Raw genomic sequence first — 25,389 nt, 5'->3', positions numbered from 1 at the left:
CTAAATTCAACCCTTTGAAATACATCTGCTCCCTGCTCGCCTTGAGCATCGCGGCAGCCGCCTGTAACAGTAGCGGCACAACTTCCGGTTCCGATTCCGGTGTAGTCAAAACCGATTCCGCCCCTCCGCCGAGCTTTAGCCCCACGGGTATTTATACCGGCGATTTCGGCGGAAGCCCCATTTATATCAGCATCAACTTCGCCCGCGGCAACAACATCGCGGGATACAACACCCATAAAGGCCTTCGCCGCAACCTCCACGGCCAGATGTCGGAAGACGCCAACGGCTGGAAGATCCGGCTCGAAGAACCGGGAGACCATGTGTACGACGGCGTGTTCGAAATACACCTGTCCAAAGACCGGCAAACCATGGAAGGCACCTGGAGCCCCCTGAACAAGGATTCCGCATCCGCCAAAAAGTTCACCCTCAAGCTGATCAACAGCGACCATCAAGAAGTGTACATGGCTAACGAAAACGCCAATATCCAGTTTCTTGAAGACGGCTCATGCAAGCTGGAGTACTATCCGGCCGACAGTATTTCTACCGGCCAGGTGGAAATCGTGCGCGGCACCTGGTCGCGGAACAGGGATACTTTCAACGTAAGCTGGAAAAACAACGCCCATTTCGGTAAAAATGGCAGCCAGTTCGTGATGTATATGTCGGCAGATGCAGACGGCGGCAGTTATCCGGACAGTCTTACCGGCGAAGGATTCACATTCTACCAGCTCCCATGAGGCTGATACTCCGCATCGCGGCCGTGGCGGCCATTCTGTACGCGTCGTGGCTCATGGTGCTGCTGAGCTTGCCTTACATTTCCTTCGAGCCGTATGTGGATTTCCTCTTTACCAAGCAGCTGGTGTATAAGATACATCATTGGCGCTGGAGTTTCTATATACACGTGTTCGTGAGCACGGCGGTGCTCGTGGCAGGACTGTTCCAGTTCAGCCGCTTGCTGTTGCAACGTTTTCCGAAAGTCCACAGGGCGGCGGGGTACGTGTATGCGGTAACGGTGATTGCGCTGAGCGGGCCCAGCGGACTGGTAATGGGGTATTATGCGAACGGGGGCGTTTGGGCGAAGATCAGTTTTATGATTTTGGCCGTTTTGTGGATCGGGTTTACCATCGCCGCGATGTACGCCATCTATAGAAAAGACTGGAAAAAACATGCGGACATGATGACGCGCAGCTACGCGCTCACGCTATCTGCGGTCACGTTGCGGTTTTACGCTTATATGATCGATGTGCTGGATATTTCCCTGTCTCCCCGCGCGGCCTACATCTGGATCGCGTGGCTGAGCTGGACGCTGAACCTCATACTGGCGGAGTATCTCATCCGCAGGCGGGTGTTTACTTCATGGCGAGCGGAGCGGATTTCGGCGTGATGTGGCCGTCTGCCGAAATGGCGAAATACTCCACGCCCACTTCGTTCATTTCTTCCATTTTATTTTCCGCGTAGCCGCTGGTGGCGGGGTCTTTCTCATACCGCACCGCAAATTTCTTCACTTCCACATCGCCGTTCGCCGTGATCTTTCCCACACGGAAAGGCTCGTCGAGGATACGGTGGCCGCCTACGATCAGTTTATCGAGCAGTTTGCCGTTGGGGTCGAAGCTGGCGAGGTAATAGCATAAAGGAGCGGCTTCGTCCATCATCACGTCTTTCACGGCATAGGTCACTACGGTGTAAAGCGGGGTGGACTGCACACTGCCGATGTAGTAGAATTCGCTGCCAACGTCGCGCGAGAATTTACCATCGCGCATTTCGGGGATGAATTTCTCGAAATCGTAGGTGACGTCGTCGAAGGTTTTGTCTTCCCCATATTTCAGATCGAATACCACGGGCAGTTCGAGCGGCTGAAACTCGCGGGAGAACAGTTTCCAGAGTAGGCGGTCGGGATCGCTGGCGCCGGAAAGGGCGGTAGTGATCTCGTTATCGAAACGCCAGCGGTGTGCGCGGAGTTTGGCGAGATCCTGGTCTTTGTAGATCTGGTCGGTATTCGTGTACCCGAATTCGATGGCCGATACGAGGTAGTGGAAGGCGCTGTCTTCCTGTTCCATTTTCGCATAAATGCAGGCGGTGTTGTAGAGCAGTTTGGACAGGGGCTTGTATCCCAGCAGATCCGCAATGTGATATGCCTGCAGGGCTTGTTTGGTACTCATATCCGACTGGAGCGACTTATCCCCGTTGCCCAGGTCAGACAGTGCGTTGCCGTATTCGAAGAAAGCCGCTGCGCGGGGGGCTTTGAGGATGGATTGGCGGAAGAGCGGTAAGGCGCCGGCGGGGTCTTTTTTATTGCGGTACTTGTCGATGGCCTGGCGGAAAAGGCGGTCGGCTTCCGCTTCCGGAAGGTCTTTCCGGGCCGCGAAGCGAAATACGCTGTCGGCATCCAGGTGATATTGTTCGGTTAGCGTGTATGCGCCGGCGTTGTAGGTGGATTTACCTCCGCCCTCATTGCAGGCGGTGGCGGCGAAGAACATGGCGATAAGCGGGATGTAACGCATAGGGGATGAATTTGCGGCCCAAATATACGGTTATTCCGCAGAAAAAGGGTTCCCCCCGGGCAGCGGCGGGGGCCGCTGCCCGGGGGGACCGGGTTAACGAAAATGGATTACTGGTTGAGATGGAAGCGGAACGGCATATTGAACCATACGGGTACGTTGCGTCCGTTCTGGCGGCCGGCTTTCCATTTCGGCATTTTCTTAATGACACGGATCGCTTCTTCTTCAAGCCCTGCGCCCAGCTTGCGCCCGGAGACTTCCACGTTGGAAATGGTACCATCAGTGCCCACTACGAACTTCAGGTAAACCGTTCCTTCGATTCCGTTTTCCGATGCCATGGCGGGATAGCGGGTATGGTTGTTCAGGAAATCGTACATCGCCTTTTCTCCTCCGGGGAATTCCGGCATCACTTCCACGAAGGTCAGCGGAGCATCCAGCTCTTTCACTTTGGGCGCTTCCACCACACCAGGCGTACCGCCTTCGCCATCGAAAGGGTTCTCAAAATCACCGGGTTTCCCGGCCATGTCTTTGGTGCCGATTGCTACTTCTTTCGTCAATTCGTCCATCTTTTTCACTTCATCTGCCGGATCTACTTTATCGTCTTCAACGATCCTGACGGTCACGTGCCTCACGGAAGCCACGGCGGCAGGGGGTTCCACCGTGCGCGGGGGCGGCGGAATGAATTTTTCTTCGGGTGGTAATTCCACCGTTTTGAGTTCGATGGGAGGAACGTAAGGTTTCAGTACCACCTCGCCTGCTTTCGATTGGGTAGCCCAGAGGTAGGAACCTACCGAAACAATTACCAATCCCGCCATACTGGCCACGGCGTTGCGGACGCGGCGGTCGTACCTGCGGCGGAGATCGTAGGCGCCGTAATCTTTGTTGCGGGAATTGAAGAGGATGTCGAGGAAGTCGGGTTTAGGCATTTGGGAGGTATTCATGGCGATTGTGTTTAACAGGAAGATGTGGGACTTACATTTTTCCATAAACTTTTTCCCGATGCGGCTTTAACATATTGAACCTTTTCACGTTACGATTGTTCTTCTGAAATGTACCCGCTGCTGTTAAACGGATACGAACCCTGTATGAGTAGCTGTTTCCCGAACATAATAAGGCGGATGGTCTGCGTGACCGCTGTGCTGACCACCGTTGCCGGGAGCGCCCCCGCCCAGCAGGGCGCCGCGGCCGGGGGGCCTGCGTTCTCGCTGGAACAATGCGTGCAGTATGCCCTCCGCAACCAGACCAATGTCGTTAACGCCCGGCTGTCGCGCCAGATGTCTACCGAAAAAATCCGCGAAACCCGGGGCAAACTGCTCCCCCATGCCAACGTGACGGGCAACTTCACAGACAATCTCAAACTACAGACCTCCCTCATCCCCGACTTCACCGGCGATCCCAACAACAAAATCCCCGTGCAGTTCGGCACCAAATATACCTCCGGCGTAACCGGGGAAGTCACCCAAACCCTCATCAACAGCGATTACTTCCTCGGCCTCAAAGCCGCCAGGGTTTACGACGAACTGGCCGTCCGCGATTATCAGCGCACCGCGATAGACACCCGCGTGCAGGTAAGCGTCGCCTACTTCAACGTGCTCGTTTCCCAGGAAAGCATCCGCCTGGTAGACGCCAATCTCGCCCAGTTCGGCAAAACGCTGAAAGACACACGGGCACGGTACGACGAAGGCGTCGGCGAAAGGATCGATGTAGACAGGATTCAGACTTCCTACAACAATGTCGAGACCCAGCGCGCCAACCTCCAGCGGCAACTGGATTACACTTACGACGTCCTCAAATTCCAGATGGGCATGCCCGTAGATTCGGCCATCACCCTCACGGAAGACATCCGCTCGTTTACCGACGATTTGCCCGACAGCATGAACTACAAATTCTCGGACCGCCCGGAATACGCCATGCAGCGCGTACAGGTGGAACTGGACCGGCTGAACCTCAAAAGCAAAAAACTGGAGATCATTCCCACCCTCAACGCATTCGTCAATTATGGCTTCAACTGGTTCTCCGAAGATTTCGGGGACCTGTATAAAAAAGGGTTCGGTACCTCCGCCCTCGGCGTCCGCCTCACCTGGCCGATCTTCACCGGAACGGAAAGGATCTACGCCGCCAGGCAACGCGAGATCACGCTGCAGCAAAGCCAGAACTCGCTGAATTACCTGGCGCAGCAGATCCAGCTGGAAGTGCGTAACAACTGGACGCAATACCGCAACAACCTCGCTTCGCTCAACACCCAGCAAAAAAACATGGAACTCACGCAGGGCGTGTACGACCGCGTGGTGCTGAAATACGAGGAAGGCGTGGCCACGAGCCTCGACGTGCTGTCGGCCGACAGCGAGCTGAAAGCGGCGCAAAACGATTACATCAATGCATTGATCAATACCCTCATCAGTAAAGTGCAACTGGATCAGGCGATGGGTAAAATAAAAGTGGAATAAACTCCTTGTTATGCAACCTTACCGGAACCTTTATATCTTGCTGATCCCTGTGCTGGCGGCGGCCTGCAAGGGCAAACAGGCCCAGCAGCAAATGGCGGGCGGCAGGCCCAAAGTGCCCGTCACCGTTTTCGAAGTCAAATCCGCCAGCTATACCGTCACCGAAAGCTTCCCCGCCGTGCTCACCGGCAACAACACCATCGATATCCGGTCTGACGTGACAGGGTTCCTCCAGAAAATACACGCCAAAGACGGCAGCACCGTTTCGAAAGGACAGGCGCTGTACGAAGTCGATAAAAGCCGCAGCCAGGCCGCCTACGACCAGGCCAATGCCGCCGTCATCCAGGCGGAGGCAGACCTGGCGCTGAAGAAGCGCGACCTGGAACGCTATACCAACCTGCTCAAAAAAGACGCGATTTCCAAACAGACCGTAGACCAGGCCACTACGGCCGTCCAAACTTCGGAAGCCTTGCTGGCACAGGCCCGCGCCACGCGCGCCCGCTCGGGGACCGACATCAGCCACGCCGTTCTGCGCGCGCCCATCGCCGGAAAGATCGGCATCGCGCAGCTGCGCATCGGCGACCTGGTGACCGCCGGCTCCACCGTCGTGAACACCCTCGTCAACGAAGATCCCATCTTCGCCGATATCGACATCCCGCAAACGCGGTACAACGAATTCCGTAAAGACGCCGGCGATAAAGGGAGCGATCATCAATACTACCTCACCTTCCCCGGCGGCGAGCCTTATCCCGAACCGGGAAGGATACTGCTGGTAAACAACGTGGTAGACGCCCAAACGGGTACGATCCGCGTCAGGCTTACATTCCCCAACAAAAGCGGACAACTGAAATCGGGCATGACGGCGTCGCTGCAAATGCAATTCAAGACCGGCGAAAACCAGGTGGCCATTCCCGCCAAATCCATCATCGAATTGCTGAGCGAGGTGAAAGTCTATACGCTCGGGCCCGGGAATGTGGTGGAATCGAAACCCGTACAGAAAGGTTCCCTCCTCGATAGCCTGCAGATCATCAACAGCGGCCTCCAGCCCGGCGACAAGGTGATCACGGACGGCCTGCAGAAGATACGCCCGGGCGATACCGTCATTGTTAAATAAAAGGCACCATGATTGCGAAAACGTTCATAGAAAGGAAGAATACAACGATCGTGATCGCCATCATTATGGTGATCGTCGGCCTCATCTGCATGGTCAACCTCCCGGTAGCCCAGTTGCCCGACATCGCGCCGCCCACCGTTTCCGTGAGCGCCAGCTACATCGGCGCCAACTCCACCACCGTGGAAGAAACCGTGACCACCCCCATCGAAAACCAGGTGAACGGTACCCCCGGCGCCATGTACCTCCAGTCGGCCAGCGCCAACGACGGCTCCATGAGCATCACCGTCACTTTCGAGATCGGCACCGATCCCGACATTTCCACCCTCGACGTGCAGAACCGCGTGAGCATCGCCTCTCCCAGCGTGCCGGACGATGTCCGCCGCGTGGGCATCACCACCAAGAAGCGCTCCAACGACATGCTTATGGTGGTGGCGCTGCTTTCGCCCAACGGCACCCACTCCAAAGCGTTCCTCGACAATTACCTGAATATCTATCTCAAACCTGAAATTTCGCGCGTGAACGGCGTGGGCGACGTACAGGCCTTCTCCAACGACTACTCCATGCGCATCTGGCTCGATCCGCAGAAGATGGCCAACCTCGGCCTCACGCCGGCCATCGTGGCCGCGGCGATCCGGGAACAGAACACCCAGGCGCCGGCCGGCATCATCGGCGCACCGCCCGCCAATCGCGACCAGGCTTTCGAATACACCGTGAAAGTCCGCGGCCGTTTGCTCACATCCGAAGAATTCGGTGACATCATCGTATCCAGCAACCCGAACACCGGATCGCTGGTGCGTTTGAAAGATATCTCCCGGCAGGAACTCGGCTCGTTCAGCTACGCGATCGATGTAAAGGCCGACGGCAAAACCGGTACCGGGATGGGGATTTACCTCACGCCCGGCGCCAACGCGCTCGATGTGGCCGAACGTGTGGAAGCGCGCATGGCGGAGCTGCATAAAACATTCCCGTCGGATGTAGACTGGATGGTGCCTTTCGAGACCGTTTCCTTCGTTCGTATATCCATCAGCGAAGTGATCCAGACTTTCCTGGAAGCGCTGGCGCTCGTGGTGATCGTGGTTTACATCTTCCTGCAAAGCTGGCGCGCCACGCTCATCCCCATCCTCGTTATCCCTGTATCACTGATCGGTACATTCATATTTTTCCAGCTGCTGGGCTTCTCCATCAACACGCTGACGCTGTTCGGTTTCGTGCTGGCGATCGGGATCGTGGTGGATGATGCGATCGTGGTGGTGGAAGCGGTCCAACATCACATCGATGCCAATGGCATGTCTCCGCGCGACGCTACGTTCAAGGCCATGGAGGAAGTGTCGGCCCCGGTGATCGCCATCGGGCTGATCCTCGCGGCAGTATTCGTTCCCGTGGCGTTCATCCCCGGCGTGAGCGGCAAGCTGTACCAGCAGTTCGCGCTGACGATCGCGTTTTCCGTGATCCTTTCGGCATTCCTCGCGCTGAGCCTTACCCCGGCGCTGTGCGCGGTGATGATGCGCCCGTCCAAGCTCGACGACAAGGCGAAAGGATTGAGCAAGCTACATTACAAATTCAACGTCTGGTTCGAAAAATTCACGCACCGTTATACCAATGGCGTTCGCCGGGCCATCAAGCAGACGGCTTTCGTGCTGGTCCTGATGGGCATCCTTTTCGGCGCGGCCTTCCTCCTGTTCAGGAAAGTGCCTTCCACGTTCGTGCCGCAGGAAGACATGGGCGCGATGTTCCTCGCGCTCGACCTGCCGGACGCGTCGTCGTCCATGCGTACACGGGAACTGGCGCTGAAAGTGAATAAAATGCTGTCCGACGACCCGGCGGTGCAACATTACATGGGCGTAACGGGCATCAACTTCATCGGCGGCGGCGCGGTGAAACCCAGTTCGGCCACGTGGTTCGTGAACCTCAAGCCCTGGGAAGAACGCTACGCCAAAGGGGAGAATATGAATGTGGTGTCTGCCAGGATACAGGGAAAGCTGGCCCAGATCACGGAAGCCACGGCGCTGGCCATTCCGGCACCTACGCTGCGGGGGCTCGGCACTTCGTCCGGCTTCTCGTATGTGCTGGAGCAGCGGTCGGGAGACGATATCACCGAATTTGCGCGGGTGTTGCAAAACGTGCTCATCGCCGCCAACAAACGGCCGGAAATCCAGATGGCGTATGCATTCTTCAGCGCATCCACCCCGGAATACGACGTGGAAGTAGACCGGGAACGGTGCAAGCAGATGGGCGTAGCCATCAACGACGTGTTCACTGCGCTGCAAACGTTCCTCGGCGGCATGTACGTGAACGATTTTACACGGTTCGGCAGAAGCTTCCGCGTGGTATTGCAGGCAGATACCACCTATCGCAAAAACATCAGTCAGTTACAATATTATTATGTCCGGAATGCGGCGGGCACCATGGTGCCTTTAAGCACGCTCATCAAATATAAAATGGGAGCGGGCGCGCCTGTCATCAACCACTTCAACCTTTACCGTTCCGCCGAGATCAGCGGCACGAGCAAGGCCGGCTATTCTTCGGGAGACGCCATCAAGGCCATGGAAGAGGTTTCCAAAGAGGTGCTGCCAGCCAATTTCGGATACGATTGGTCGAACATATCCCGGCAGGAGATCGAAGCGGGCAACAAGAGTTTTCTCATTTTCATGTTGTCCATCCTTTTCGTATTCCTCCTGCTGACTGCCTTATATGAAAGTTGGTCTGTCCCATTTTCGGTACTCCTGGCCGTCCCTGTAGCCTTATTTGGAAGCATTCTTGCACTTTGGCTTACCGGGCAAGCCAACAGCGTGTATTCCCAGATCGGGTTGATCACGTTGATTGGTTTGTCCGCCAAGAATGCCATCCTGATCGTGGAATTCTGCAAGGAGCGGGTAGACAGGGGGATGCCGCTGCTGCAGGCCACGCTGGAAGCGGTGAGCCTTCGTTTCCGGCCCATCCTCATGACTTCCTTCGCGTTCATTCTCGGCGTGATGCCGCTCGTGTTCTCACAGGGCGCGGGCGCGGCTTCGCGCGTGAACATCGGCTTTACGGTGGTTGGCGGGATGCTGGCGGCCACTTTGCTGGGGATCTTCACCGTTCCGGTGCTGTACGTGCTCATCACAAGGATGGCGTACGGCAAGAAGAAACTGGCGCAGCTGGAACAGGAAGGCAAGGATCATGCGGATTCCGGCAACGGCGGACATTAATTCCGTTCTTCCGCATTGTCGCGCTCCCATCCGGTGTCCCGGATCATCATGTTGGTATAGGCATCCGCCTGTATCATTTTCTGTAATTCTTCTATTCTTTCCTTCGCGGCATTGACGTATTGCTTGTCGTCGCGGAAGGCGGAAAGGCCTTTGAGCGATTTTTCGTCGAACCGGCGGAACATCCTGGCGGCGCGTTGCGACTGGTAAGCCCTTCGGCCCAGTAGCTTCAGCACGTCCGTTCCCAGGCGCAGCGAGGTATCGATGGTTTCGCGGTAGATATTCAGCACGCCGGCGTTCATCAGTTCGAATGCGTCGGCATTGTCGACCGCGCGTACGAGCATGCGCAGGTGCGGGAAATGTTTCTTGACGGCCTCCACCACTTCCAGGTTCTTTTCCGGCGTGGCCATGGCGATCACGATGATGGCGGCCTGTTCCGCCCCGGCGGATTTCAGCAGCTCGAACCTCGACGCGTCTCCATAATGCACTTTCAGCCCCATCCGCCGCAGGAGGTCTACGCGGTCGGAATCGAGGTCGAGCACCGTTGCCGGCACGCCGCTGGCACGCAGGAAGCGCCCTATCACCGTACCGAAATGATCGAACCCGGCGATGATCACGGCGTGGCGCTCGTCGATACTGTCGGCCTCGCGCTCCTCTTCATCCGAATTATTGCTGAACCGGGGTTGGATGAATTTCTCGAAAGCCAGCATCACCATCGGCGTGAGCGCCATGGAAATCGCCACCACGGCCATCATCATATCCACCAATTGCTGCGGCAGCAGCTTCGCGCCGGCGGAAAAAGAGAACAGTACGAAAGCGAATTCGCCCACCTGCGGCAGCGCGAAAGAGAAAAGTAAATTCTGGTCGCGGCTGAGGCGGAAGAGTTTACCGAGAGCCGCCAGCACGAGGAATTTCACGATCATGATGCCCACAACCAACCCGGCAACGATCCACGGCGACTGTTCGATCAATCCGAAATTGATGGTAGCGCCGACGCCGATAAAAAACAATCCCAGCAGCAATCCCTTGAACGGTTCGATATCGCTCTCCAGCTCGTGGCGGTATTCGCTGTTGGCGAGCAGTACTCCGCCGAGAAATGCGCCCAGTGCCGGGCTCAGCCCTACCAACGTCATCAGCACGGCGATCGCGACAACGAGCAGCAGCGCGGACGCCGTGAAAAGTTCCCGCAGGCGGGTGCGCGCCACGATGTGGAGTACCGGCTTCACGACGTACCGTCCGCCGATCACCAGTCCGAACACTGCGCCCAACACAACGATGGTTTTGACCCAGGCCGGCTGGTTGGCAATGAGCGAGCCGCTTTCTTCCGCTGTCACCGTAGTACCGGCAGGCGCCAGCAGCGGGAAGATCGCCAGCATGGGGATCACGGCGATGTCCTGGAACAGCAGCACGGAAAAGGCGCTCTGCCCTGCGGCGGAGCCCATCTGTCCCTTTTCGGTCAATATCTGCAGTACGATGGCCGTGGAGGAAAGGGAAAGGATCATCCCGACGACGAGCGCTTCGTTCCACGGCAGCCCGCACAACATGGCGAGCCCGCCGATCAGGAAAGCCGTTACCACCACCTGCAAACCGCCCAGCCCGAGGATCGGCGCGCGCAGCTTCCAGAGCAGCGACGGCTCCAGCTCCATCCCTATCAGGAACAGCATCATCACCACCCCGAATTCCGCGAAATGCATGAGGTCTTGCCCGCTCTGACCGATGAGCCCCAGCAGGGCCGGGCCGATAATGATCCCCCCGAGCAGGTATCCCAACACGGAACCGAGGTTCAATTTTTTGGCCAGCGGTACGAACACGACCATGGTCGCCAAATACACGAGTGCCTGGTAGAAAAAGGATTCGTTCGACATATTTCGGATTTACAGGGTTCAGGAGAAACGCGCCGGCAGTTGCCCCGGCATGCCGCCGGGGGCATTGGCTTCGGCTTCGCGCATGAGGGCTTTCAGATCGGCGGTGCCGGCGGAAAGACTTTGCAGCAGCTGCACGTAGCCGTCTGCATACCTTCCGAGCTCCGCCTCGTCGATGTGGGCGGAGCCAGGCACCACGTATGGCGGCAGGTATTCCATGTGGCAGAGCGCGGCCGTTTGCCGGAAAGGCAGCAGGAAATCATACACCGCGTGGCCGTGGTGGCCTTCGGGAGAATAGGCATGCGCATTGCCGCCGGTGGAGATCACCTGCATGAGGTATTTCCCTTTCAGGGCCGTGCCGTCTTTCCCGTACGCCCAGCCATGTTCCAGCACAAGGTCCATCCACTGTTTCAGCAGCGCCGGGCCGCTATACCAGTAAAACGGGTGCTGGAGGATGACGAGATCGAATTGTTCGAGCAGGGGCTGCTCCAGTTTGGGCAGCACATCAAAGTCAGGATATTCTTCGTAAAGATCACGCAGGGTGATACCCGGCAGCGTACGCACTGCCTTGATGAGCCGCGCATGCACACGCGACCGCTCGAATGCCGGATGGGCGAACAGGATCAGAATCTTCAATCGGGTAAAAATTACAAATGTGCATTGAAGTTAAGATTTTAATCAACTCCAATGCACATTCGCAATCGTAAGGTATCCTTATATCTGCAGGGCCCCGGCCGCAGCCTCGTCTACGAACCAGTGCAACTGGCCGTTTTCGGGGCGGATGAGCTGGGAAGGATATTTGTCGGGATCGGGATCGCCGTCGATCACGCTCTTGAGCGTCAGCGCCTTTCCTTCGCCCGTGGCCATGAATACCACACAGGATGCGAGGTTGGTAACGGGCGCGGTGAGGGTGATGCGGTACATGTCCTGCGCTTCGAGCCAAAAGGCTTTCACCCAGGCTTTCTTTTCATGGACGATGGGCAGGCCGGGGAAGAGCGAGAGCGTATGCCCGTCGTCGCCCATACCGAGGAGCACCAGGTCGAAGGTGTTTTCCTTTCCGTCGAAATATTCGTGCAGTGTTTTTTCGTATGCCTTCGCGGAAGCTTCGGGCTCGATGTCTGTCCGCATCACGTGGATGTTTTCGGGAAGGGCGCCTACTTTATCGAGGAGCACGTCGTACGCCATGCGGGCGTTGTTGCGGGCGTCTTCGAAAGGAACGGCGCGCTCGTCGCCCCAGAAGAAATGTACCCGCCGCCATTCGATCATGTTGCTGTACGGTTCTTTGGCGAGCAGGGCGTAGAGGGCTTTCGGCGTATTGCCGCCGGAAAGCGCGAAGGTATAGATCTCCTGTTTCAGCAGCGTTTCCTGGATATGCTGCGTGATGAACGCGGCCAGGTTTTCGCTCAGTTGCTGCGGGCTATTGGCGATGTGTAATTCCATGCTTTACTTTTTTTCCGGTGGCAGATTGATCCAGGCGTGGCCGTCGCGGGCGATGAGGGCATCGGCGTCTTCGGGGCCCCAGGAATCCGGAACGTAATTCGGGAAATCGACCGGGTGGCGGTTTTCCCAGGTTTCCAGGATGGGCATGATCACTTTCCAGGCAGATTCTACCTGGTCGGCGCGCATGAAGAGCGTGGCGTCACCTTCCATCACGTCGAGCAGCAGGGTTTCATAAGCCTCGGGCGTATGATCGTCGCTATTGTCGTACGTAAAGGTCATGTTCACCGGGTCGAGGCTCATCGTCTGCCCCGGGCGCTTGGCCTGGAAGCGGATGCGGATGTCCATTTCGGGCTGGATGCTGATCGTCAGCCTGTTGCTGCGCCAGGATTCGGCCGCTTCAGACGGGAACGCGAAGGTGGGCGCGTCTTTGAACTGGATGGTGATGTGGGTCGATTTCTGGTGCATGAGCTTGCCGGTGCGCACGTAGAACGGCACGCCCTGCCAGCGCCAGTTATCGATGAAGAACTTTACCGCCGCATAGGTTTCGGTGGGCGATTGCGGGTTCACGCCTTTTTCTTCGCGGTAGCCCGTCACCTGTTTGCCTTTCATCCAGCCGGCACCGTATTGGCCGCGAACGGCGTATTCGTGCACGTCTTCCTTTTTGATGGGGCGGATGGCGTTGAGCACGTCCACTTTTTTATTGCGGATCTCGTTGGCGTCGAAGGAAACGGGGGCTTCCATGGCCACCATGCACATGAGTTGCAGGATGTGGTTCTGGACCATGTCGCGCAGGGCGCCGGAATGTTCGTAATATCCGCCGCGGCCTTCCAAGCCTACGCTTTCGGCGGCGGTGATCTGGATGTGGTCGATGTAATGACGGTTCCAGACCGGTTCGAAGAGCGCGTTGGCGAAGCGGAGCGCCAGGATGTTCTGTACGGTTTCCTTACCGAGATAGTGGTCGATCCGGAAGATCTGCTCTTCGGCGAAGAGGCCGGTCAGCAGATCGTTCAGTTCATGTGCGCTTTCGAGATCGTGGCCGAAGGGTTTTTCGATCACGATGCGGGTGGTATTTTTCTCCTTGCAGAGGTTCAGCGTGCCCAGTTCCTGCGCGATAGACGGCACCAACTGGGGCGCCACGGCGAGGTAGAAGATCACGTTGGGATGAACGCCCCATTCTTCTTCCTTTTTGCACACGTAATCAGCGATACGCTGGTACGAGGCGATGTCGCCCGCGTCGAGCTGCAGGTAATTCACATGCTGGAAGAATTCCTGGTAATGGCTGTCGGTTTCCGCTTTGCGGCGGGAAAACTTGTCGAGCCCTTCCTGGAGGTGGCCACGGTATTTCTCGTCGGAGTACTCCGTACGGCCGATGCCTACGATGGCGAACTGGTCCGGCATCCACTCGTCGAGGAAGAGGTTGTAGAGCGCGGGGGTCAGTTTCCGGTAGTTCAGGTCGCCGCTGCCGCCGAAAATGAAAAGGATGGAAGCAGGTGGGCGCTTATGTTGTTGCATAAAAAAAGTAAAATATTAATGGTGTTGCCAGTTGGTGTGAAAACTGCCTGGCATGTCTATACGCTGGTAAGTATGTGCGCCGAAGTAATCGCGTTGTGCCTGCACCAGGTTGGTGGGCATGGTCTCACAGCGGTACGCGTCGAAATACGACAGGGCCGCCATGAATCCCGCGGCCGGCAGACCCGCCTGTGCGGCCTGCACGATCACGGCGCGCATGTTATGTTCCTTCGATTTGACAATTTCGGCCACTGCTTTGTTCAATAACAGGTTGGGAACTTCCGGGGCGGACTTGAGCGCCTCGTAGAAAGTGCCCAGCAGCAGGGAACGGATGATGCATCCGCCGCGCCAAACCTTAACGGCTTCGGCCAGCGGGATATCCATGTTGTGCGCCGAAGATGCGGTGTGCAGCATGGCCATGCCCTGTGCGTAGCACATCACGGTGGCGAACTGGAGCGCGTCTTTCACCTGGTCGATGAACAGTTTGGTTTCGGCGGAAACGGGAAGCTTCGGCTCGGCGTACACCTTCGAAGCATCTACCCTTTCGTCTTTGTAAGCGGAAATACTGCGCATGGAAACGGCCGTATCGATGATGGTTACCGGTACGGCGAGGTCCATCGCTTCCTGGGACGTCCATTTGCCGGTGCCTTTGGAGCCGGCTTTGTCGAGGATGACGTCGATGAGGCGCTTGCCCGACTTGTCATCGTCTTGCAGGAAAATATCCGCGGTGATCTCGATGAGGAAGGATTGGAGCTCCCCTTCGTTCCAGGATTTATATACCTGGTGAAGCTGGTCGTTATTGAGACCGGCGGCCTGGAGCATCCGGTAGCTTTCGCTGATGAGCTGCATGATGGCGTATTCGATGCCGTTGTGGACCATTTTCACGTAATGGCCGGCGGCGCCCTTGCCCAGGTAAGCCACGCAGGGCTCCCCGTTCACTTTGGCGGCGATGGCTTCCAGCATGGGTTTCACATGGCTGTAAGCTTCCTGGTCGCCACCGGGCATGATGCTCGGGCCGGTGCGTGCGCCCTGCTCACCGCCGGAAACGCCTACGCCCATGAAATGAAATCCTGCCGCCTTCATGCCGTCTACCCGGCGAAGGGTGTCCGTGAAGTGGGAGTTGCCGCCGTCGATCACGATGTCTCCCGGTTCCAGCAGCGGGCGCAGCGATTCGAGCACATCGTCGACCGGCTTGCCGGCGGGCACGAGCATCATGATCCTGCGGGGGCGCTGGAGCTGGCCCACCATTTCTTCCAGAGATACCACCCCTTTCACGCGGGTGCCGGCGGTGGCGGAGGTTTCGAGGGCCTTGGCCTTCTCCGTGTCCTTGTCGAAGCCGATCACGGCAAATCCATGGTCTGCCATGTTGAGCAACAGGTTACGCCCCATTACGCCCAGGCCGATCATGCCGAATTCATACAAGCTGTTTGACATATATTCAGTTATCTGTATTGAAGGGGCGAATTTAGCCAATTGCCCCCATTAATTATTTGCGGAGTTGCAACGTGAGATCGCGGAGGGCTTCCAGCGCACGGTGCGCCAGTTCCTTCACCTTCTCGTCTGTCAGGTTGCCGTTTTCGTCGAATTTGGAAGGCGCCTGCGCCACTAAAACTTCCGGCTTGGCGATCTGCTTCATGTCCAGAAACTGGAAAACGGGCTTGAAAGCCAGCTGCATCCGCACCGTTCCCCACATGCCCGGCGTGGCGCCCATGAGGGCCACGGGTTTGTGCATCAGGGGCGCGTCGGTCCCGCGGCTGGCCCAGTCGATCGCGTTCTTCAATCCACCGGGAATGGAATAATTATACTCGGGAGATACGATCAGATAAGCATCCGCCCGCGCCAGGGCCTCGCGCATCGCCACCACCGAAGGCGGCCGCTCGCCCGTGTCCAGGTCGGAATTATATAACGGGACTTCATCAAATGTAACGATCTCGGAAGTCATCCCCGACGGGAGATTGGCCAGGGCGGCGCGTAACAGCGCCGTGTTGTAAGAGCCTTTCCGGAGGCTGCCGGAAAGACCCGCAATATGTACGTTGGTACTCATGAGATTTGCAGTTCGAACATCAACGCCGCAAAAATAGGTACAAAAAAGCAGGAGGCGAAGGAAAAAACGGCCGCATATAGGTACCGTACAACGAAAACCGGCCACCAGACAAGCCGGCAGCCGGTATTGGGGGGCGATGGATCAAAAATCTACCGGTTGGTCACCACCTTCAGGGTAACGGGGTGGGTGGGCACATCGCCGGAAATGAACAGGGTATATGCCTTTCCCTCCGCCAGCTGCACGTTGGCCTGCGTCAACTGCACCACGCCTCCGGGGCTCAGCCGCACCTGGAAAGAATGCGAGCCGGCGTCTATGGGAATAAAATTGTCGTAATTCTCGGCCGTGGCCTGGGTTTCGAACGCCCGGTTCGGGAAAATGGGCTGATACGCCGCCCCCACCAGGTAATTCACGTCAACGGCCGCCAAACCGTTGGCGAGATGGAAGAAACGGATGAAGGCCTTGCCCGTCTGGGCGTTGGGAAAATCGTCTTCCACCACGAATTTCACGAAGCTGGTGGATTGGTCGGCAAAAAAGATGCTGTAGCGGCGGTTTACGCCAAACTGGATATTTTCCCGGAGGAGGGTTTCGCCCGTTCCGTTGCGGTTCACGCGGAACATCCGGTTGCCGGGAATGGCGTCAAAATACCCGACGGTAGAGCCATACGGCATCGCTGAATTATTCAACTTATTGGGTTCCAGGTACATATCAGCGGAAGTAGTGCGGGCGGATGCCTGGTAAGCCATCGCAGCGGCCACGGGGAGCGGGTTATCGTCATCTTTGTCCCGGCTACAGGAAGCAAACAGGAACAGCGTGGCGCACAGTGTCAGCAGGTTTCTCATAACCAAAATTTTTGGGTGGAAGGATGGATATGGGAAAATGGACAGCAGTAGTATTACAACTCCCGTGCCGCAGAATTCTTTATCTTGTCTTCCATTATGAAAAAAGCGCTCCTGACCTGCCTGCTGGCAGCTTCCGCTACGGCTGTTTCCGCCCAGCAAAGAACGAAAGCCACCCTCAACCACCTAGCCCTGTATGTGCAGGACCTGGAAAAGGCGACGGTTTTCTACCGCGACCTCGTAGGCCTCGACACCATCCCCGAACCGTTCCACGACGGCAAGCACACCTGGTTCTCGGTAGGCCCGAAAAGCCATTTGCACCTCATCGCCGGGGCAACCGGGCCGCATACGGGCGACCGCAACTCGCATATCTGCTTCAGCGTGCCTTCGGTAGAAAGCTTCATCGAAAAACTGGCGAAAGCCGGCATCCCGTTCATCAACTGGGCCGGCGAAAAAGGGAAAGTCACCAAACGGGTAGACGGCGTGCAGCAAATCTACCTCCAGGACCCCGACGGGTACTGGGTGGAAGTGAACGACGCGAAGGAGTAAGGGAGCTCCCCTACTGCTTCACGAGCCTGAACTGGTGCGCCACCGGCGTCCGCAATGCTGCCGGAATCAACGATGCGCGCTCGAATGCCGCGCGGATCTCGGATTCGCGGGGTTTGCTTTGCTGGTAGGCCAGCGACCGTTTGATATTGGTGGAATCCAGCCCGGATGCGGCGGGGTTCGCGGTATATGCTTCCAGTTCCTTCATGAAACGGTGCTCTACGAGCCGGATGTCGCGGAGCTGCTTTTCGAGCTTCCAGGCTTCGGCCATATGTTTTTGTATTTCCTGTGCCTGCTTGTATTGCGGCGTGTTCTCGTACAGCCCGAGGTTCAGGCCCCTTTCCAGTTCCCCCGAAAACCAGGTCCCGATTTTTTCATCATCGATATATAAGGTGTAGTCGCCCGGCTCGAGGTAATGGACAAACAGCATTTCCCGGCTGATCTGAGTGAGCACGTCGGTGATGAGCTGCGCGGGCTTCTGATCTTCGCGGAGCGGGAACGGCAGCGCATTTTCCAGCATGGTGAACGAAATTTCGCTTTCACCGCGCTTCAATCCGCTGATCTTGCAGAATTTGCTTTTCGCCTGGCTTTTTTCGGTAGTTTGATCGATGACCATGTACGAAACGAAAGGTTCCGCCTTCATCGTTTTCAGCCATTCCAGCCCCATGAGCAGATGTCCCGGCCCGGCGGGGTGCACACGGTCCTTGCTCACGATCGTGGCGGTGGAATCGGTCGCTTGCGCGAGTTTGTTCGATTCTACCATCATCGTCCAGTAATCGACAACGGGGATATTGTGTTTTTTACCGAGTATTTTGATGAATTCGCCGCATTCCTTCAGCGCGTCGTTCACGCCAAAAAGATTAATGCCGGCCATTTTCGAGGTTTGATCGTAAATGGAAGGCGTTTGCAGGATGACTTTCACTTTGGCGGCGAGGAGCAGCGTCACGAGGCTGTCCACATTTCTTTTATAGGCGCTGATGGCGTCGAGCTGCTTCTGGCGGATGCCGGGCTCGTCTTTTCTGCGGGCGTCGTAAAGCGGGCGGTTCACGTCGTTCATCCCGATCATCACCACCACATGCGTGGGTTTGTGGATGAGGATATCATCGTTCAACCGGCGGATCATGCCCGAAGCCACGTCGCCGCTGATCCCCCCGTTAAAAAACCGGACCTGTGTGGAAGGGAACCGGGTGGCGTGGTACAGGGCCACGTTGTGCCAGTAATCGCCGTTGTGGGTGATGCTGTTGCCGGAAAAGACCACCCGGTCCCCGAACTTGAATATTTGTGCGGAAGCTGCCTGGCATGCAAGCAGCAGGAAGAGGATCAAATAACGTGTGCGCATGGTAGATCGATAAGGTTTGCCGATAAATATACGCACCCATTCTTCAATTTTCAGGCCCGATTGTATTTCGGCGCCACTTCCCGTTCCATAAACCCGTCGATCAGCGTGGCGATCTCGTCCAGGTGTGTCTCCAGCGCAAAGTGGCCCGTATCCAGCAGGTGGAAATCAACGTTCTGCAGGTCGAGTTTGTAGGGATGGGCGCCGGCTTCCACGAAAATCTGGTCGTTTTTCCCCCAAACCACCAGCGCGGGCGGCTGCCAGGCCCGGAAATACGCCTGCCATCCGGGGTACAGGGGCGGGTTGGTAGCATAATCGAGGAAGAGCGCCAGCTGGATGTCGCGGTTGCCGGGGCGGTCGAGCAGCGCCTGGTCGTGCAGCCAGGTGTCGGGGCTCACGAGCGACAAATCCTTCACGCCATCCTGGTACTGCCAGCGGGTGGCGGGGAGCGTGACCAGGCCGGCAACGCCTTCAATAGCCGCTGGGTCTTGGGGAGCCGCCCAGAATTTTTTGATGGGGTCCCAGAACCCTGCCATCCCTTCTACATACGCATTCCCGTTCTGGATGATGAGGCCCTCCACTTTTTCCGGATGCCTGGCCGCGATGCGGAAACCCACCGGCGCGCCGTAATCCATCACATACAGCGAATATCTTTCCAGGCCGATGGCGCCGATGAACGCGTCTATCGTGTTCGACAGGTTCCCGAACGTATACTCGTATTCATTAACGGCCGGCATGCTGCTTTCACCGAAGCCCGGGAAGTCGGGCGCCACGAGGTAATACTTGTCTTCCAGCGCGGGAATGAGGTTGCGGAACATGAAAGACGATGTCGGAAAGCCGTGCAGGAGCAGGATAGCGGGGTTGCGGCGATCGCCGGCTTCACGGTAAAAGATGTCCTGTCCGTTGATGGAAACGGTGTGATGATGTGTCATAAAATGCGGATTTTAATTTTGTACTAAATGGTCAAATATTGGTGATAAAAAGACGGCATTTGCATGCCGTGCATTATTTTTCAGGGGGCGATGAGCGACAACTGCATGTCTACCAGGTCTTCCAGCGCTTTCCGGTTGTACATCCTGCGGGAGATGCTCATGCCGTTCCACATGTTGGTCAGGAATCTGGCCATCAGCTCGGGCGCCACTTCTTTTCGGACCTGTCCGTTTTTCACGCCTTTGCGGAGATATTTAAGGTAGATCGTTTCGATGTCGAGCAGATGGTTGCGCGCCATGGTGGCCAGTTCTTCGTCTAATCCGCACATTTCGCCGAGGGTGTTGACGAGGAAGCACCCTTTCGCATGGTCTTTCAGGTCTGCCGGCCGCGTTACCGACCGGAAGATTTCGCGGATACCGTCGATCGGGTTGTCGTGCGCTTCGAACTTCCGCGTCATGTCGGTCACCGCGGATTTGAAGAACCGGTCCAGCACGCGGACGAACAGTTCGCGTTTGTTCCCGAAGGTGTTGTACATGCTGCCCTTGTTGATGTCCATCGCGGTGAGGAGATCTTCCATCGAGGCGGATTCGTAGCCTTGTGACCAGAATACTTCCGTGGCTGCGTTCAGCGCCGTTTCCTCATCGAATTCCTTGTGCCTTCCTGCCATGTGCTCGTTGCTTTACACGACAAAGATAGTATTTTGTACCATATGGTCAAATTTATTTTAAAAAGAAAGCACATCCGGGGGAGATGCGCTTTCGCAGAGGGGATTAGGGGAAAACAAACAGTAGTTATCAGACTAGCGATTACAAAAGTAGGTCCCGCCGGTAAGAAAAACACGAGTGAAACTGCTGATTCGGGAAAAAGCGTAGTTCTACGCAAGACCGCTTGCCATTTTGCAAACGTTTGCATAAATTAGCGGTATTCAAATTCCGCATGTTATGAAAACTGGATTCCTGCAGGCCTGCGCGGCATTGCTCCTGCTGCCCGCCGCCCTCTCCGCGCAGTCGGGCAAAAACGCGCTGCGCAACTTCCCTCCCGGCGCCACACCGGAAGAAATCGGCCGCAAAGTGGCGGCGCGTTTCGTGGCTTCACCGCATACCAATTTCGGCCGGCCCGTTCCGCCGCGGGTCATCACCTACCCGGAAACCTGCACCTGGTACGGCGCGCTCACTTTTGCACAGGTAACGGGCGACGATCGGCTCCGCCAGCAACTGAAAGACCGCTTCGAACCGCTTTTCGGCGCACGGGACACGCTCATACCCATCCCCGACCACGTAGATTACACCGTTTTCGGCTGCGTTCCCCTGGAGCTGTACCTCCAAACGAAAGAAGACCGCTACCTCCGGCTCGGGAAAGGCATCGCCGATAAACAGTGGGGACCGCCCGAAGGCAAGCGCGTCGTCCCCGCCAGCCACCGTTTCTACAATCAGGGCTATACCTGGCAAACGCGCCTCTGGATCGACGATATGTTCATGATCACCGCGGTGCAATCGCAGGCCACCCGCGCCACGGGCGACCGTAGCTACATCGACCGGGCGGCCAACGAAATGGTCCTGTACCTCGATTCGCTCCAGCAGCCCAACGGCCTGTTTTACCACGCCCCTTCCGCGCCTTTCTTCTGGGGCCGCGGCAATGGCTGGATGGCGGCGGGCATGTCCGAACTGCTGCGGTCCGTCCCGAAAGACAATCCCAACCGCCCGCGCATCCTGAAGGCTTACCAGACCATGATGGCTTCGCTGCTGAAATACCAGGCGGATGACGGGATGTGGCATCAATTGATAGACGATCCGCAGTCGTGGGAAGAAACCTCCTGCACGGGGATGTTCGCTTTCGCCATGATCTCCGGCGTCAAAAACGGCTGGCTCGACGCCAAAACGTACGGCCCCGCCGCCAGGAAGGCCTGGCTGTCGCTCATCACGTACCTCGACGAAAATTCCGACATCCGTAACGTTTGCGAAGGCACGAACATGAAAAACGATCATCAATATTATCTCGACCGCAAGCGCCTCACCGGCGATCTCCACGGACAGGCTCCCCTGCTGTGGTGCGCCACGGCGCTGCTGCGGCCCTGATCCATATCCAGCACTCCAACGCTCAACGCCGGGACCGACCAGTCCCGGCGTTTCGTTTTCCCATAAAAAAAACCTCCCGGACGCGGGGTCCGGGAGGTTTGGGGCACAAACATGGAATCTGTACGACGCTCTTGAATTATTTAGTGACTTCGATGCAATAGGTAGCGCAACGCCAGATCTTTTCGTAAGGCTTGCCATTGTGGTCGCCTTTTTCTTCCGCCGTGCCGGCCACTTCCACCATATAACGGCCGGGCCAGAGCGGGGTGAAGGAAGATTTGCCGGTGCTGTCTGCCCAGAACTTCTTGCCCCAGCCGTTCGGCGCGAATATTTCGACTTCCTGTCCTCCGGCGGGTTTGAGATTTTTAAGCGTATAGAAATCAATGCTTTGGCCCACTTTGAGCGATGCATCGGGCGCGGTATGAACGCTCAGTACGTTCTGATTGGCGGCGGGATCGATGGTGGCGGCTGCACCAACGCGTACCACGGCGCTGGAATGATAATCCAGGCGGCTGCCGTGATAGAGGTCTTTCACGATATGTTTCATCACAACGGTATATACACCGTCTTTTTCAGGCGTGAAGAAAGCTTTGTAGTGATCTTTGCCGGGCGCGCTTTGCAGCGGCACCACTTTACCGTCGGGCAACACCACGGAAAGGGAATAGGATTTGGTGTCGGAGAACCATTTGTCGAGCGGCGAAATGTCTTTATCGGCGAATTCGCCCCAAAACACCCTCACTTCCTGGGCCTGGCCTTTTTTACCGACCGGGCTGGTCTCTATCCAAAGCGCGTGGCCGGAAGCGTTAATGGCGGTCATGATCGCCAGGGCCAGCGTACAAGTAAAACGGAGTAACATGGGCTTTTTGTTTTGAAGGCATAAAATTAGGGTTGGAAAGACCGGGGGGATGATCGGATCGGAAAATTGATTTACGCATCCGGGAAAAATCGCGGGCATGTATTTTGCGCGGTGATAGGGATATTTCCATAATTTAGTGACAATGATATGCGTTATACACGCACAGCCCATAAACTTACCTGCATGAAACGGTTTTTCATACTGCTCGTACTCGCCTTCCCCCTTGCCGCCTCCGCCCAGAAGCTGACGGAATCCGCCATAGACGATATTTCGACTAAAATGGCCGCTACTTTCCTCAAACTCAACGATCCTGCGCTGGTGTTCGTAACGGAACAGATGAGCCGGTCGGGCGCGGGCGGGCTGGAAGTGGACAAAACCATGCAGGACCTGAAGAAAGACCCCGCCACCCTGGACGCCGCGCTGAAATTCCTGTACCAGTACAGCGATTGCAACCGGCAGACCTTCATCGCCAATCTCAAAGCGATGAACATCAACAGCAGCAACGTTTTTCCCATAGCTACCTACACCGTTAATAAATATAAGAACGAAGCCAAGGAACTGACCGACGAGAAAGCCGCGCTCTACAAAGCCAATGCGATCCCCAAGGCCATCACCCTCATGGTGGCGCCACCGGCCAATACCAACCAGGCTTCCACCGCTGCGCTGGACGGCCCCGCGCCTGCCAACGCCACATCCGGCCAGCAGCCCGCCACCACTTCCGCTCCGGCCACCATCAATACCACGGCCGCCGGCATCGAATCGGCGGATACGCGGAACTGGGACGTCCGCCTCGTTTTCGGCATGACCAAGCCCGACCAGCTGCTGGACCTTTACGGCAAAGACAACGTAGAGCTCCGCGACGCCACCGATTTCGACGGGAACGATGCCGGCAAGGCATGGGTCGTGTACCCGGACACGGAAAACGAAATGGCGGTGGTGTTCTATAAAGACTCCACCAAAACGATCACTTTCGCGGGAGAAAACGCGAAATGGCGGGCGCCTTTCGGCATCAAACCGGGCGACCCCATCGAGAAAGTACAGAAAGTGAACGGCAGAGGGTTCAAAATCAATGGTTTTGAATGGACGAACGGAGGAACGGTGGACAGCTTCGAAGGCGGGCAGCTCGATAAAAAGGGCGTGAACCTGCTGTTCAAGGCGCTCAATACCGGCGATCCCAAACTCTACGACCAGTTTACCGGCGAAAAAACCTTCCGGTCGGATGCCGGGGGCGTGAAAAAGCTTGGCGTGATCGTCGAAAAAGTCGAATTCCGGACCTCAAAATGACGATTCTTCCCGGTTTCCTTAATTTAGCCGCATGGAAGGCACCGGAAACAAGTACTACAGGCTATTGGTCAAACTGGGAAATGTAAGAACGAAATATACTTCCCACCGCAACTTTTTAATCCTGATCAGTTTCATCGTCGGCGTGATAGCGGCCCTGGCCGCCGTTGTGCTGAAGGTGTCAGTAGCGTTTTTCGAGCACAGGGCCGAGGCGATGAACGACTGGATGGGAAGCAACTGGCTTTCCGCGATTTTCCCGTTGATCGGGACGGGCCTCTCCCTGCTGGTGCTCACCCGTTTTTTCCAGGGGCGCCTGAGCCGGGGGATCGGGTTCATCATCCAGAACATCGTCGGGAACAAGGGGCGCATCGATAAAAGGCATACTTACGGCCACATCCTCACGGCCGCGCTCACAACGGGCTTCGGGGGCAGCGTGGGGCTGGAAGCGCCCATCGTGGCCACCGGCGCCGCCATCGGCTCCAATACCGGCCGCGATCTGCGGCTTTCCTCGAAAGATACCATCCTCCTACTCGCCTGCGGCACGGCCAGCGGTATCGCCGCGGTGTTCAACAGTCCGTTTGCGGGCATCATTTTCGTCCTGGAGATCTTCCTGCTCGATTTCAGCATCCCGTTTTTCATCCCCCTGCTGATTTCCACCGCCACGGCCACCGTCGTTTCACAACTCATCTATCCCGGGAAATTCATTTTCACGGCCAGCGAAAGCTGGAATATCCAGGCCATACCCTTCTACATCTGCCTCGGCATCGCCTGCGGCATGGTATCTGTTTACGTTACGCATATGGTGGAATGGATCGAAGGCTACTTCCATAAGCGCCGGATGACCTGGAAAACCTGGCTGCTGGCAGGCATCCCGCTTTGCACCATCATCTTCTTCCTGCCGCCGCTGTATGGCGAAGGCTATTCCACCATCACGCAATTGCTGGCCGGCAACAGCGCGGCCGTCACCTCACATTCGCTGCTCCAGGGCTATAGCTCCGAAGTCTGGGCGATCATCCTCATGGCGGTATTGCTCATCACCTTTAAAATCGTTTGTGCCGCGCTGACGATGTCTGCGGGCGGCAACGGCGGGGTTTTCGCACCATCGATGATCACCGGCGGGATCACCGGGTTCCTGTTCGCCTATCTCGTCAATGCGTCGGGGCTGTACCAACTCAACACGCCCAACTTTATCATCACGGCCATGGCTGGCGTACTGGCCGGCGTCATGCACGCTCCGCTCACCGCTATCTTTTTGCTGGCGGAGATTTCAGGCGGCTACAAACTCTTCGTTCCCCTCATGATCGTAACGGCTATTTCGTACTTCATCACCCGTAAATACATCAAATATTCGGTGTACCATAAATCGCTGGTGGAGAAAAAGATCCTGTCCGACGATTATCTTCCCGATCACTTCTGATCCATCAAAATAAAACAGCCCC

Annotated in this window: 22 protein-coding genes; 9 read left to right on the top strand and 13 right to left on the bottom strand. The window is 56.8% G+C overall.

The features are described 5' to 3' along the window. Positions 1 to 14: 14 nt before the first annotated feature. A complete protein-coding gene (locus ACQKLP_RS04820; RefSeq protein WP_427320570.1) occupies positions 15 to 734 on the top strand; it encodes a hypothetical protein in 720 nt (239 codons plus the stop codon). After that, positions 731 to 1,381 carry a DUF2306 domain-containing protein gene (locus tag ACQKLP_RS04815; RefSeq protein WP_427320568.1) on the top strand — a complete coding sequence of 217 codons (651 nt, stop codon included), beginning with the start codon at positions 731 to 733 and terminating at the stop codon, positions 1,379 to 1,381. The genes ACQKLP_RS04820 and ACQKLP_RS04815 overlap by 4 nt, the downstream gene beginning before the upstream one ends. Here the strand turns inward: ACQKLP_RS04815 and ACQKLP_RS04810 are convergent. After that, the gene (locus tag ACQKLP_RS04810) at positions 1,347 to 2,498 is read right to left on the bottom strand and encodes a TPR end-of-group domain-containing protein (RefSeq protein WP_427320566.1); all 1,152 of its coding nucleotides are present in this window, start codon (positions 2,496 to 2,498) and stop codon (positions 1,347 to 1,349) included. The genes ACQKLP_RS04815 and ACQKLP_RS04810 overlap by 35 nt on opposite strands. A gap of 107 nt (positions 2,499 to 2,605) precedes the next feature. Next, complete coding sequence (locus ACQKLP_RS04805; protein ID WP_427320564.1) at positions 2,606 to 3,436, bottom strand: energy transducer TonB; 831 nt, start codon at positions 3,434 to 3,436, stop codon at positions 2,606 to 2,608. Between the two features lie 144 nt (positions 3,437 to 3,580). On the opposite strand from ACQKLP_RS04805, the gene ACQKLP_RS04800 reads away from it, so the two are divergent. From ACQKLP_RS04800 to ACQKLP_RS04790, 3 genes are read left to right on the top strand one after another with little or no spacing between them, the layout of a single operon-like run. Next, positions 3,581 to 4,942 (top strand): TolC family protein, encoded by a 1,362-nt coding sequence (locus ACQKLP_RS04800; RefSeq protein ID WP_427320562.1) that lies wholly within the window; start codon positions 3,581 to 3,583, stop codon positions 4,940 to 4,942. 10 nt (positions 4,943 to 4,952) lie between these two features. Continuing rightward, a complete protein-coding gene (locus ACQKLP_RS04795) occupies positions 4,953 to 6,053 on the top strand; it encodes an efflux RND transporter periplasmic adaptor subunit (RefSeq protein WP_427320560.1) in 1,101 nt (366 codons plus the stop codon). Between the two features lie 8 nt (positions 6,054 to 6,061). After that, positions 6,062 to 9,241, top strand: a complete 3,180-nt coding sequence (locus tag ACQKLP_RS04790; RefSeq protein WP_427320558.1) for an efflux RND transporter permease subunit — start codon at positions 6,062 to 6,064, stop codon at positions 9,239 to 9,241. On the opposite strand, the gene ACQKLP_RS04785 is transcribed toward ACQKLP_RS04790, so the two are convergent. From ACQKLP_RS04785 to ACQKLP_RS04755, 7 genes are all read right to left on the bottom strand, one after another. Further along, entirely contained in the window at positions 9,238 to 11,103 is a 1,866-nt protein-coding gene (locus ACQKLP_RS04785; protein ID WP_427320556.1) for a monovalent cation:proton antiporter-2 (CPA2) family protein, read from the bottom strand. The genes ACQKLP_RS04790 and ACQKLP_RS04785 overlap by 4 nt on opposite strands. Positions 11,104 to 11,121: 18 nt before the next feature. Beyond that, the gene (locus ACQKLP_RS04780; protein ID WP_427320554.1) at positions 11,122 to 11,736 is read right to left on the bottom strand and encodes an NAD(P)H-dependent oxidoreductase; all 615 of its coding nucleotides are present in this window, start codon (positions 11,734 to 11,736) and stop codon (positions 11,122 to 11,124) included. Between the two features lie 78 nt (positions 11,737 to 11,814). Then, complete coding sequence (gene pgl, locus ACQKLP_RS04775; RefSeq protein ID WP_427320552.1) at positions 11,815 to 12,540, bottom strand: 6-phosphogluconolactonase; 726 nt, start codon at positions 12,538 to 12,540, stop codon at positions 11,815 to 11,817. Between the two features lie 3 nt (positions 12,541 to 12,543). After that, positions 12,544 to 14,052 (bottom strand): glucose-6-phosphate dehydrogenase, encoded by a 1,509-nt coding sequence (gene zwf / locus ACQKLP_RS04770; RefSeq protein WP_427320550.1) that lies wholly within the window; start codon positions 14,050 to 14,052, stop codon positions 12,544 to 12,546. Between the two features lie 15 nt (positions 14,053 to 14,067). Next, complete coding sequence (gene gndA / locus ACQKLP_RS04765; RefSeq protein ID WP_341842920.1) at positions 14,068 to 15,483, bottom strand: NADP-dependent phosphogluconate dehydrogenase; 1,416 nt, start codon at positions 15,481 to 15,483, stop codon at positions 14,068 to 14,070. A 52-nt stretch (positions 15,484 to 15,535) separates the two neighbouring features. Further along, positions 15,536 to 16,093 (bottom strand): NADPH-dependent FMN reductase, encoded by a 558-nt coding sequence (locus ACQKLP_RS04760; RefSeq protein ID WP_126245084.1) that lies wholly within the window; start codon positions 16,091 to 16,093, stop codon positions 15,536 to 15,538. Between the two features lie 149 nt (positions 16,094 to 16,242). Beyond that, positions 16,243 to 16,932, bottom strand: a complete 690-nt coding sequence (locus ACQKLP_RS04755; RefSeq protein ID WP_427320548.1) for a DUF4397 domain-containing protein — start codon at positions 16,930 to 16,932, stop codon at positions 16,243 to 16,245. 96 nt (positions 16,933 to 17,028) lie between these two features. Here ACQKLP_RS04755 and ACQKLP_RS04750 point away from each other — a divergent pair, with 96 nt between their 5' ends. After that, on the top strand, positions 17,029 to 17,478 hold the full coding sequence (locus tag ACQKLP_RS04750; protein WP_427320546.1) for a VOC family protein: 450 nt from the start codon (positions 17,029 to 17,031) through the stop codon (positions 17,476 to 17,478). Positions 17,479 to 17,488: 10 nt separating this feature from the next. Here the strand turns inward: ACQKLP_RS04750 and ACQKLP_RS04745 are convergent, their stop codons facing one another. From ACQKLP_RS04745 to ACQKLP_RS04735, 3 genes are all read right to left on the bottom strand, one after another. Then, positions 17,489 to 18,814: an SGNH/GDSL hydrolase family protein gene (locus ACQKLP_RS04745; RefSeq protein WP_427320544.1), complete on the bottom strand. Its 1,326-nt coding sequence runs from the start codon at positions 18,812 to 18,814 to the stop codon at positions 17,489 to 17,491. Positions 18,815 to 18,864: 50 nt separating this feature from the next. Then, the gene (locus tag ACQKLP_RS04740; protein WP_427320542.1) at positions 18,865 to 19,743 is read right to left on the bottom strand and encodes an alpha/beta fold hydrolase; all 879 of its coding nucleotides are present in this window, start codon (positions 19,741 to 19,743) and stop codon (positions 18,865 to 18,867) included. 80 nt (positions 19,744 to 19,823) lie between these two features. Continuing rightward, a complete protein-coding gene (locus ACQKLP_RS04735; protein ID WP_427320540.1) occupies positions 19,824 to 20,408 on the bottom strand; it encodes a TetR/AcrR family transcriptional regulator in 585 nt (194 codons plus the stop codon). A 274-nt stretch (positions 20,409 to 20,682) separates the two neighbouring features. Here ACQKLP_RS04735 and ACQKLP_RS04730 point away from each other — a divergent pair, with 274 nt between their 5' ends. Beyond that, positions 20,683 to 21,816, top strand: a complete 1,134-nt coding sequence (locus ACQKLP_RS04730) for a glycoside hydrolase family 88/105 protein (protein ID WP_427320538.1) — start codon at positions 20,683 to 20,685, stop codon at positions 21,814 to 21,816. A gap of 136 nt (positions 21,817 to 21,952) precedes the next feature. On the opposite strand, the gene ACQKLP_RS04725 is transcribed toward ACQKLP_RS04730, so the two are convergent. Then, complete coding sequence (locus tag ACQKLP_RS04725; RefSeq protein WP_427320536.1) at positions 21,953 to 22,669, bottom strand: DUF4198 domain-containing protein; 717 nt, start codon at positions 22,667 to 22,669, stop codon at positions 21,953 to 21,955. A gap of 183 nt (positions 22,670 to 22,852) precedes the next feature. On the opposite strand from ACQKLP_RS04725, the gene ACQKLP_RS04720 reads away from it, so the two are divergent. Both ACQKLP_RS04720 and ACQKLP_RS04715 read left to right on the top strand, forming a co-directional pair. Further along, positions 22,853 to 23,953, top strand: coding sequence for a hypothetical protein (locus ACQKLP_RS04720; RefSeq protein WP_427320534.1), 1,101 nt, complete (start codon positions 22,853 to 22,855; stop codon positions 23,951 to 23,953). 31 nt (positions 23,954 to 23,984) lie between these two features. Further along, positions 23,985 to 25,367, top strand: coding sequence for a chloride channel protein (locus tag ACQKLP_RS04715; protein WP_427320532.1), 1,383 nt, complete (start codon positions 23,985 to 23,987; stop codon positions 25,365 to 25,367). Positions 25,368 to 25,389 lie beyond the last annotated feature (22 nt).

The organism is Chitinophaga sp. NPDC101104, assembly GCF_050277495.1.
Taxonomy (GTDB): domain Bacteria; phylum Bacteroidota; class Bacteroidia; order Chitinophagales; family Chitinophagaceae; genus Chitinophaga.
This window is presented reverse-complemented; position numbering and strand designations above follow the sequence as displayed.